At 59.8% G+C, this 10,528-nt stretch carries 11 protein-coding genes; 10 read left to right on the top strand and 1 reads right to left on the bottom strand.

From position 1 onward, the window contains the following. The 4 genes from INT33_RS03175 to INT33_RS03160 form a co-directional block, all read left to right on the top strand. The coding region (locus INT33_RS03175; protein WP_319643911.1) for a TrkA C-terminal domain-containing protein at positions 1 to 288 on the top strand (288 nt) is incomplete at its 5' end. A 15-nt stretch (positions 289 to 303) separates the two neighbouring features. Next, complete coding sequence (locus INT33_RS03170; RefSeq protein WP_018918152.1) at positions 304 to 1,752, top strand: TrkH family potassium uptake protein; 1,449 nt, start codon at positions 304 to 306, stop codon at positions 1,750 to 1,752. 30 nt (positions 1,753 to 1,782) lie between these two features. After that, complete coding sequence (locus tag INT33_RS03165; protein ID WP_193091077.1) at positions 1,783 to 3,036, top strand: TraB/GumN family protein; 1,254 nt, start codon at positions 1,783 to 1,785, stop codon at positions 3,034 to 3,036. A gap of 2 nt (positions 3,037 to 3,038) precedes the next feature. Continuing rightward, positions 3,039 to 3,938, top strand: coding sequence for a DMT family transporter (locus INT33_RS03160; RefSeq protein ID WP_192539134.1), 900 nt, complete (start codon positions 3,039 to 3,041; stop codon positions 3,936 to 3,938). A 3-nt stretch (positions 3,939 to 3,941) separates the two neighbouring features. Here INT33_RS03160 and INT33_RS03155 read toward each other — a convergent pair whose 3' ends face one another. Then, complete coding sequence (locus tag INT33_RS03155) at positions 3,942 to 4,694, bottom strand: tRNA-uridine aminocarboxypropyltransferase (protein WP_193091076.1); 753 nt, start codon at positions 4,692 to 4,694, stop codon at positions 3,942 to 3,944. A gap of 155 nt (positions 4,695 to 4,849) precedes the next feature. On the opposite strand from INT33_RS03155, the gene bioB reads away from it, so the two are divergent. The 6 genes from bioB to bioA are packed head-to-tail and all read left to right on the top strand — an operon-like array spanning position 4,850 to position 10,504. Continuing rightward, positions 4,850 to 5,914 (top strand): biotin synthase BioB, encoded by a 1,065-nt coding sequence (gene bioB / locus INT33_RS03150; protein ID WP_193091075.1) that lies wholly within the window; start codon positions 4,850 to 4,852, stop codon positions 5,912 to 5,914. Then, a complete protein-coding gene (gene bioF / locus INT33_RS03145) occupies positions 5,901 to 7,046 on the top strand; it encodes an 8-amino-7-oxononanoate synthase (RefSeq protein ID WP_193091074.1) in 1,146 nt (381 codons plus the stop codon). The genes bioB and bioF overlap by 14 nt, the downstream gene beginning before the upstream one ends. Then, positions 7,043 to 7,759: an alpha/beta fold hydrolase gene (locus INT33_RS03140; RefSeq protein WP_193091073.1), complete on the top strand. Its 717-nt coding sequence runs from the start codon at positions 7,043 to 7,045 to the stop codon at positions 7,757 to 7,759. The genes bioF and INT33_RS03140 overlap by 4 nt, the downstream gene beginning before the upstream one ends. After that, positions 7,756 to 8,550 (top strand): methyltransferase domain-containing protein, encoded by a 795-nt coding sequence (locus tag INT33_RS03135; protein WP_193091072.1) that lies wholly within the window; start codon positions 7,756 to 7,758, stop codon positions 8,548 to 8,550. The genes INT33_RS03140 and INT33_RS03135 overlap by 4 nt, the downstream gene beginning before the upstream one ends. Then, complete coding sequence (bioD, locus tag INT33_RS03130; protein ID WP_193091071.1) at positions 8,547 to 9,236, top strand: dethiobiotin synthase; 690 nt, start codon at positions 8,547 to 8,549, stop codon at positions 9,234 to 9,236. Before INT33_RS03135 ends, bioD begins: the two co-directional genes overlap by 4 nt. After that, on the top strand, positions 9,233 to 10,504 hold the full coding sequence (gene bioA, locus INT33_RS03125; RefSeq protein WP_193091070.1) for an adenosylmethionine--8-amino-7-oxononanoate transaminase: 1,272 nt from the start codon (positions 9,233 to 9,235) through the stop codon (positions 10,502 to 10,504). Before bioD ends, bioA begins: the two co-directional genes overlap by 4 nt. Positions 10,505 to 10,528: the final 24 nt, after the last annotated feature.

Below are 10,528 nucleotides of genomic sequence, written 5' to 3'. Positions count from 1 at the left end.
CGCGGCGATATCGTCAACGTGCACTCGCTGCGCCGTGGGGCGGCGGAAGCCATTGAGGCTATCGCCCACGGCGACAAACAGTCTTCCAAGGTGGTGGGCCGTACCATCCGCGAGATCAACCTACCGGACGGCACTACCATCGGCGCGATTGTGCGCGGCAAGGAAGTCATTATCGCCCACGGCGATGTCCTGGTGGAAAGCGGCGACCACGTGATTCTGTTTGTGATCGACAAGCGCCGCATCCGTGATGTGGAACGCCTATTCCAAGTCGGTTTGACGTTCTTTTAGGAGCATGCAACAACCATGAGTCTGCGGGTCATTTCACGCATTTTAGGGCTACTGCTGATGCTGTTTAGCCTGACCATGCTCCCCCCCATGTTAATTTCCCTATGGTTTCGCGATGGGGTTTGGCACGCCTTTATGATTGGTCTCGCCATTACGGTGGTGACCGGCTTGATCATTTATCTGCCTAATCGAAAAGCTCGTAAAGAGCTGCGCATCCGTGATGGATTTTTAATTGCGGCCATGTTCTGGACGGTACTGGCCCTGTTCGGTTCGCTGCCCTTAATGCTGTTTGGCGATACCGCGCTGAGCATTACCGACGCAGTGTTTGAATCTTTTTCCGGCTTGACCACGACGGGTGCCACGGTGATTACCGGGATCGATTTTCTACCCGAATCGATTCGCTACTATCGTCAGCAGCTCCAGTGGCTAGGCGGAATGGGGATCGTGGTACTGGCCGTGGCGATTCTGCCCATGCTAGGCGTCGGCGGGATGGCACTCTACCGCACCGAGATCCCGGGGCCGCTAAAGGATTCCAAGCTGACCCCCAGAATCACCGAAACGGCCAAGGCGCTGTGGTATATCTATGCCACGCTGACTATTGCCTGCATGGTGGCCTATATGCTCGCGGGCATGAACTGGTTCGATGCGCTCGGGCACAGCTTCTCGACCGTGGCGATTGGCGGCTTCTCGACCCACGATGCCAGCATCGGCTACTTCAATAGCCCGTCTATCGAGCTGATCTGCGTGGGCTTTATGCTGATTTCAGCATTCAGCTTCAGCCTGCACTTTATAGCCTGGCGCGAAAAGCGCTTGCTGCATTACTTCCAGGACCCTGAAGCGCGCTTCTTAATGCTGTTTCTGGCGGGGTTGGTCACCATCGCCGTGATCACCTTATGGCTGACGCAAACCTACGATACGATGAGCGGCTTACGCTACGGTCTGTTCGAGGTGGTGTCGGTTGCCACCACGGCAGGCTTTTCAGTGGCCGACTTCTCGGCCTGGCCCGGCGCGCTACCCTTTTTACTCTTCATTGCAGCGTTTGTGGGTGGCTGCTCAGGGTCAACCGCGGGCGGCATGAAGGTTATCCGTATTATCCTGATCCTCAAGCAGGGCATGCGTGAAGTCATGCGCCTGATTCACCCCAACGCAGTGATTGCGGTCAAGGTCGGCAAAGTAAGCGTACCGGACAGCATCGCCCAGGCGGTTTGGGGATTTTTCTCCGCCTACGTCATGCTGTTCTTTTTAATGATGGTCGGCGTGATGGCCACCGGTGTCGATCAGATCACGGCCTGGTCATCGGTGGGTTCCGCGCTTAATAACCTGGGCCCCGCACTCGGCGAAGCCAGCAGCCACTACGGCGAGCTACCTGACCTTGCGAAATGGATACTGGTACTTGCGATGCTCTTGGGCCGCCTAGAAATTTTTACCGTGTTAGTGTTGTTTACCCCGGCCTTCTGGCGACGCTAGCACCCGCTTTATTATTTGAGTTGAGATATCATGAATCACGATGAAACCACCCCGCTGAGCGCGGCACCTGCCGCCTTGCCGGCCACCAGCGGGCCGCTGAAAACGGTTGCCGTTGGCGATACCACCTATACGCTATTGGGCACGGCACACGTTTCGGCGCAAAGTGCTGATGACGTGCGCAGCCTTGCCGATAGCGGCCATTTTGACGCTATCGCCATCGAGCTCTGCGATGCCCGCCACCACAGCATGAATAACCCTGACGCTATGGGCGAGCAGGACCTGTTCCAGGTATTCAAGCAGGGTAAGGCCGGTATGGTAGCGGCAAGCCTGGCGCTGGGCGCTTTCCAGCAGCGCATCGCCGAGCAGTCGGGTATTGAGCCGGGCGCGGAGATGCGTGCAGCCCTTGAAGAGTGCCGCAGCCGCAACCTACCGTTGCTGCTGGTCGACCGCGATGTGGGCGTAACGCTTAAGCGCATCTACCGTAACGTTCCCTGGTGGCAGCGGTTTTCGCTTTTTTCCGGCTTGATTGGCAGCGTGCTATCACGCCAGGACGTATCCAAGGAAGAGATCGAAAAGCTTAAAGAAGGCGACATGCTGGAAGCCACGTTCAGCGAGTTTGCCGCCGAGTCGGAAGCGCTGTATACCCCGCTGATTCGCGAACGCGACCGCTATATGGCTCTGCGTCTTGCCGAACAGGCCCCACCCGGGCGCTTCAAAAACGTATTGGTGGTACTGGGCGCCGGGCATCTCAAAGGTACCGTTGAGCACTTGGAGGCCCCGCTTCCCGAAAATCCCACCGTTGAGCGTGAAGCCCTGGAAGCAACACCGCCGCCCTCTAAGCTGTGGAAGGCTCTGCCCTGGCTGATTACCATTCTGGTGATTACCGGCTTTGCGATTGGCTTTTCACGCAATACGGATCTCGGCTGGCAGCTGGTGCTGGAGTGGTTTTTGATCAACGGCATCTTATCCGGCGGTGCGACCATTATTGCTCTTGCCCACCCGGTCACGGTCATCGCCACCTTCTTTGCCGCTCCACTGACCTCGCTAAACCCGACCATTGGCGCAGGCTTTGTCGCCGCTGGGGTCGAGCTTTACATGCGCAAGCCCAAAGTGCGTGACTTCTCATCGCTGCGTAAAGATGTCACTCACCTTAAAGGCTGGTGGAAAAATCGTGTATCGCGCACGCTGCTGGTGTTTATCCTGGCAACGCTGGGCTCGGCGATAGGTACCTGGGTCGCGGGCTTCAGAATTGCCGGCGCTCTGTTTGGTGGCGACGCCGCGTGAGTATGCACCGGCGCGCGCCCTGGCAGGCGGATGCCCTGCTGCTGCTGGTAACCATACTGGCGGCAGGCGGGTGGATTTTCTCCAAAGAAGCCCTTGCCGGGATGCCACCGCTGCTGTTTATCGGCACGCGCTTTTTGCTGGCCGGGCTGATCCTGCTGGGGTTTGCCTGGCCTGCGCTAAGCCGTATGCCCGCCCGCCGTATTCGGCGCGGCATTTTTGTAGGCCTGCTGTTTAGCGTCGCCATCGGCTTCTGGATCATGGGACTTAAAACGTCCAACCATCTGGGCGAAAGCGCGTTTATCAATAGCCTTGGGATACTGCTGGTACCTGTGGTCGCCAAGCTGCTGTTTGGCGACCGCCCGCCACGCACCACCTGGATAGCCCTGCCCGTTGCCCTGCTGGGATTTGCCTTACTTTCGCTCAATGCGGGCTTTAGAGTAGAAACCAGCCAGCTATTAATGGTATGCGCAGCGCTCTGCTTTGCGTTCCTGATTAATGTTAATACCCGCGTAGTGCGTAATGTACCCGCCCTGCCGTTGACCACGCTGCAGCTTTTATCGGTGGGTACCGTGTTAACCATCGTGTCGTTTACGTTTGAACGTCAGCCCGTGGCGCTTAATACGTCCATTTTAGGCTGGTTTATCGCCAGCGTGCTGCTCGCAAGCTCTGCGCGGTTTTTCCTGCAGATCACCGCCCAAGGGATGACCACGCCCAGCCATGCCTCGGTCGTTTTGATGCTGGAAGCGGTATGGACGGCGTTATTCGCCGCCTGGTGGTTTGGCGAAACCATGGCACCGCTTCAGTTGCTCGGCTGTGGGCTGATTTTTACCGCCCTGCTGATTAACCGCTGGTATTGGGTGCGGAAAATATTGCTGCGCTGGTTACCCGGCGCTGCCCGCTAAATCCTAGTCTTCCAACACTTCCTGACGTGCTAACAGGCGCGTCATTGCTTCCGTGGGTTCGGCAATTTTCTTGTAGAAGCGGCTGGCGGCGTAACTGTCGTTGAACACGTCAAAATAGTCATCCAGTACCGCCGCCGCGTTCTCATCCCCGCCCTGGCGCAGCAACTCAATAGCCACTTCTGCCGTGCATAAATGCGCTTTAGAAGCAGGCTTGCGCAGCCGGTAGCGGGTTTCGCGCTCGGTACGTAAAGGCAGTACCGGCAAGCTATCCAGGTAAGCGCTTTTGCGGAACATGCGCCGCGCCTGACGCCAGGTGCCATCCAGAATGATAAACACCGGGATGCGTGAATCCTGCTTGGCGCTGTGCACGGCGTCCATCCCCACCACGCGATCCGCATAGTCGGGCTGATCATCAGGGAAAATCAAAAACGGCGCATAGCGCGGGTCTGCCAGCAGAGCGGTCAACTGCGCATCGGGCGCCGTGCGGTACCAGGTAAACACCTGGGTTTGCGCCAGCACATCACCAATCAACCGGCCGGTATTGGTCGGTTTGTAGTGCTCCAGTGAGTGGGTGATCAGCCATACCTGGGCGTCACTTTCCGCCTTTACCTGATACGGGCACAGGCAGTTCAGCTTGGGTAGATTGCAGCCTTCGCAGCGTATGACAAAACTGCCCCGCGCCTTGAACTCACGCCGCGGTGGGCGCGAATGGCCGGTAGCCGGATCACACTCAGGGGAAGTATCAGAGGCAGACATCCGCGCTCCAGACAGAAGAAAAGGGCGCAGAGTATAAAGCAGGGCATCCCGAATGACGAACCCAACCATGTAAACCAGAAAAATTCTTGAAGTTGACATAACACTCTTGGCGCCGATAAAGTCTAGTCAACTTATTAAACTGAAATGGTTTACCGATGACTGCGACTGCCGCCCCCCGCCATGACTGGACGTTAGACGAAATCAATGCGCTTTTTGCGCTGCCGTTCAATGATCTGCTGTTTCAGGCCCAGCAGGTTCACCGGGCGCACTTTGATGCCAACGCCGTGCAGATATCCACGTTACTGTCGATAAAAACCGGCGCCTGCCCGGAAGACTGCAAGTACTGCCCCCAATCCGGCCACTACAACACGAAGCTCGAAAAAGAGAAGCTGCTGGAGATCGAAAAGGTCGTCGAGCAAGCTCAGGCGGCAAAAGCGGCAGGCGCCAGCCGCTTCTGCATGGGGGCTGCATGGCGCAGCCCTCGCGACAAGGATTTAGTGCTGGTTGAAGAGATGGTGCGTCAGGTAAAGGCCTTGGGGCTTGAAACCTGCATGACGCTGGGCATGGTGGACAATCTTCAGGCCAGCCGCCTGGCGGCCGCTGGGCTTGATTACTACAACCATAATCTAGACACATCGCCCGACTATTACGGCGAGATCATCACCACACGCACCTATAGCGACCGCTTGGAGACCCTGGCCACGGTGCGCGACGCGGGCATGAAGGTATGTTCGGGTGGCATTTTGGGCATGGGCGAAGACGCCCAGGATAGAAGCGCCCTGCTGCAACAGCTGGCGAAACTCACTCCCCACCCAGAGTCAGTGCCGATCAACATGCTGGTAAAAGTACCCGGCACGCCGCTGGAAAACGCAGACGACATGGACCCTCTCGAATTTATCCGCGCCATCGCCGTTGCCCGTATAATGATGCCGCAAAGCCACGTGCGTCTTTCGGCCGGGCGCGAGCAGATGAGCGAATCTACCCAGGCGCTGGCGTTTCTGGCGGGCGCCAACTCGATCTTCTACGGTGACAAGCTGCTAACCACCGGCAATCCTCAGGCCGACCGCGACCGCGCCCTGTTTGCCAAGCTGGGCCTTCACCCTGAAAAGCGCGAGACCTGTGAAAGTGAAGATACTCAGGCCGCACGCCTTGCCCAGCAGGCGCAGCAGCAACGGCTTAATGAACGCGCCGCCGAGCTTGCGGTGGATGCCAGTGTCTAAAGCGTGGCGTGAGCGGCTAGGCTATGCTCATGATACTCGCCAGCATGCTCGGCAGTGGCGCACTCGGCGCATCAGGCAGCCGGAATTGCTGGATTTCGCAGGCAATGACTACCTCGGCCTGGCGAAAGACCCGCGGGTCCAGAACGCTCAGGCCGAAGGTGCCCGACGGTTTGGCGCGGGTGCCGGCGCATCGCATCTGGTAAACGGCCACCTAGCGATTCATGAAGCCCTGGAAGAGGCATTGGCCGCCTGGACGGGGCGCGAGCACGCGCTGCTGTTCTCCACCGGCTATATGGCGAATCTGGGCGTACTCCAAGCGCTTGCCGATACTGATACGGCCATCTTTCACGATCGACTCAATCACGCCTCACTGCTGGATGGCAGTGCGCTGAGCGGCGCTCGCTCGCGGCGCTACCACCATAACGATATTGACGATTTGACCCGCCTGATGGCACGCAGCGCCTGTACACACAAGCTGGTGGTAAGCGACGGTGTCTTCAGCATGGACGGCGACGTGGCCGATATTGCCGCTCTGGCGCAGGTAAGCCAGCAGCATGACGCCTGGCTGATGATCGATGATGCCCATGGCATGGGCGTTATGGGCGTTAACGGTAGCGGTTGCGTCGGGCCTCGCTGGAGTAGCCAGCAAGTGCCCATTCTGGTGGGCACGCTAGGCAAGGCGCTAGGTACTGGCGGTGCGTTCGTCGCGGGTGATGCGCTGCTCATTGACCACCTGACCCAGTTCGCCAGAAGCTATGTCTACACCACCGCGCAGCCGCCCGGCGTTGCCGCCGCGACGCTTCAAGCGCTCACCATTGTTCAGCGTGAACCCGAGCACCGCGAGCGCCTTGAGCGGTATATCAGTTACTTTCGTGAGGAGGCCTGGCGGCTCAACCTGCCACTCGGCGAATCACGCACGCCCATTCAGCCGCTGTTGCTGGGAAGCGAATCGCGCTTAATGCTGTGGGCCGAACGCCTGCACCACGCGGGGATCGATGTTGGCGCGATTCGTCCACCGACAGTGCCCAAGGGTGAGTCGCGCCTGCGGATCACGCTGAGCGCCCGCCATTCGCGCGGCGATATTGATCAGTTGCTTGAGACATTGGACGCCTGCCGTCGGGAGATTTCATGACACGCCTGGTAATGCTTTCCGGCTGGGGAATTGACCAGCGCATCTGGCAGCCGCTTGAGCCCCACTGGCCAGACAACGTTGATGTGGTCACCGTTGACTGGCCAGGCTACGGCAAGACGCCCTCTCTACCTGGCAACGCCACCATGGAGACACTTGCCGCGGCCATGGCGAACCGTCTGCCAAGCGATGCGGTGTGGGTGGGGTGGTCGTTGGGCGGCCTGCTGGCAACCGCCCTGCTTGATTACCTGCCCGCGCCGAGGGGGCTAGTGCTGCTGGGAGCAGGCGCCCGATTCTGTGCGCCGGGCAGCACGCTTGCCGCAGAGCTTGCCGACTTCCAGGCAGTATTTGCGCACCGCCCTGATGCCGCTTGGCGGCACTTCCTGCACTGGCAGGCCCAGGGCGAGCCCACGCCCCATCACGCTCATGCACAGCTTCGCGAGTTATTGGGCAAGACGCCTGTTGCAGATCACACGACACTGGCTACGGGCCTTCACTGGCTGGCCACGCTGGATAACCGCCGGCGCCTCAAAACACCTCCTTGTCCGGTGGTTCACCTGGTAGGCGAGCACGACCCGCTGGCAAGCCAAACTGCACGCCACGAGGCGCTGACGCTTGAGCAATGTGGCCATGGTCCGATGCTTTCGCAGCCGACACATCTGGCCTCACTGCTCGCCACTCAGGCCGCCTTGTTATCCGCAAAGGAGGTCGCATGAGTCTCAGCACCGCGCAACCGCTGCTACCGCCCGAGGCTGACTGGCCGGCCAAAGTAGCCCGCGCCTTCTCTCGGGCGGCGTCTCGTTATGACACTCTGGCCAGCGCCCAGCGGCATATCGGCGAGTCGCTGTGGCGCGGCCTGCCAGGCACCGCCCAGCACATACTCGACCTGGGGTGCGGCACCGGCTACTGGTCGCAGCGGCTGGCCGCTCGTTACCCCACCGCGCACGTGACGGGGCTGGATATTGCACCGGGTATGCTGGAACACGCCCGGGCGCGCCATGGCGATACGATTACCTGGCAACTGGGCAGTGCCGAATCGTTACCCCTGCCCGCAGAATCGTTGGACCTGGTATTTTCCAATCTGGCGATCCAGTGGTGCCGCGACAGCTTGGCCGTCATGGAGGCGCTTTATCGCGTATTGGCCCCGGGCGGCCAGGCGTTCATTACTACACTGCTGCCCGGCACGCTCAGCGAGATTGCCTTCGCCTGGCAGCGGCCAGACGCTGTGCTGAAAACGCCAGCATGTTGCGTGCTTGAAGCCGCTATCAGCAAAAGTGGCCTGCTCTCATTGAAGCAGTCGACTTGGGTGGAGACGTTTTTTTACCCTGATTTCAAGGCGGTCATGGCCTCCATCAAGGGGGTGGGCGCCCAAGTGGCCAGACCCAATGCTACGCTCACCCGGGCTGACCTGACAGCGGCAGCAGCGCGCTTTGAGCAGCTTCGCGAGCCACGGGGGCTGCCGGTCAGCTACCACTGCCTAAGCTTGCAGCTGGAGAAACCTCGATGACGTGTTTCTTCGTCACCGGCACCGATACCGATGCGGGCAAAACGCTCGTTACCGGCGCGCTACTCCATGCGGCCCAACGCCAACAGCTAAGTACGCTGGGGCTCAAACCCATCGCCTCTGGCAGCATGCAAACGCCTGATGGGCTGCGCAATAGTGATGCCCTGGCGCTGCAACGCCAATGCGAGCCACCGGTCGACTACACCACGGTCAACCCGCTCACCTTTGAACCAGCCATCGCACCTCATCTGGCCGCGCTGGAAGCGGGCAAGTCGCTAAGTGTGAGTGATATCACCCGTCTGCTGCGCGAAACGCTTAGCCAGACGGCCCGGGACTTCATGTTGATCGAGGGCGCAGGCGGCTGGCGCGTGCCGCTCAACGAGCAGGAGGACTTTGCTGACATTGCGATCGCGTTGAGGCTACCAGTCATCCTGGTGGTTGGTTTAAAGCTCGGCTGCCTGAATCACGCGCGTTTAACAGCCGAAGCTATTCGCGCCGATGGCCTGACGCTTGCGGGCTGGGCAGGCAGCGTGGTTGATCCTGCCTTTGAGGCTCAGCCTGCTCGCTTTGCGAGTAATATCGCCCATCTTGAGGACAAGCTGACGGCGCCCTGCCTGGGCATCATCCCTCATTTGGCAAACCCCGATGCCGCTACCGCCCATCGCTATCTCTCTCTGGAGGCCTTATGAGTTCGCCGGTTTGGCATCCCTATGCGCATATTAAAACCCAAACGCCCGCTCCCAGAGTGGTCGGCGGCAGCGGCGCTCATTTTGAGCTTGAAAGCGGCGAGCGCCTGCTGGATGCCACCTGTTCCTGGTGGTGCATGATTCACGGTTACAGCCACCCACGCCTGGTGGCAGCCATTCGCGAGCAGGCGGGCACGCTGTGCCATGTGATGCTGGGCGGTCTGACCCACGAGCCCGCCGATCAGCTGGCCCGTGAGCTGGTACGCATCACCCCCGCCGGGCTTAATCACGTTTTCTACTCCGACAGCGGCTCGGTGGGCATGGAAGTGGCAATGAAGATGGCGCTTCAATACCAGGTGCTGAGCGGGCGCCCCGGCAAATGCAAGATGCTGTCGTTGATGAAGGCGTACCACGGCGACACCACTGGCTGCATGGCGGTCTGCGACCCGGAAGAGGGCATGCACAGCCTGTTTGCCGGCCTGTTGCCAAAGCATCACTTTGCACCCGCGCCTACGGCCCCTTTTGATGCCTCGCCTGAGCAGGTCGAAGCGGACCTTAACGCCTTGCGCAGCATTCTTGAGCGCCACCATGCCGAGATCGCCGCTCTGCTGATGGAGCCGCTGCTGCAAGCCGCCGGCGGGCTGAACATGACCTCGCCTGCGTACCTGCGCGGTGCGCGAGCGTTGTGCGATGAGTTTGGCGTATTGCTGGTGTTTGACGAAGTAGCCACCGGCTTCGGGCGCACCGGCAAGCTGTTTGCCGCCGACCATGCAGGCGTCACGCCGGATATCATGGTGCTTTCTAAAGGTCTGACCGGCGGCTACCTGGGTCATGCGGCAACGCTTGCCACGGACCGCGTTCACGCCGCTTTTATCGGCGACAGCGCGCAGCATGCCTTTATGCACGGCCCTACCTTTATGGGAAACCCACTGGCCTGCCGCGTCGCACTCGAGAGCTTGCGGGTATTTGAAGAAGAGGATTATCTAGGCAAAATCGCCATGCTCAACCAGACGCTAAAACGCGAGCTACTCGATGACCGCGCGTTAAACGCTCACCCGGCGGTGGCCGACGTGCGTGTTCTTGGCGCCACGGCAGTCATCGAAACGCACACGGCAGATGCGCTTGCCGGCGTGGCGAGCTTTGCCCGCCAGCGCGGCGTATGGCTGCGCCCGTTTGGCCGCTGGCTTTACACCATGCCTGCCTATATCACATCGCCTGCGGAGATGGCCCAAATTACTGATGTCATGAAGGCCTGGTTTACAGAGGATTAGCGTCTCTTAATTACCTGAACCGAT

The organism is Halomonas colorata (assembly GCF_014897985.1).
In the GTDB taxonomy this organism is placed as follows: domain Bacteria; phylum Pseudomonadota; class Gammaproteobacteria; order Pseudomonadales; family Halomonadaceae; genus Vreelandella; species Vreelandella colorata.
This window is presented reverse-complemented; position numbering and strand designations above follow the sequence as displayed.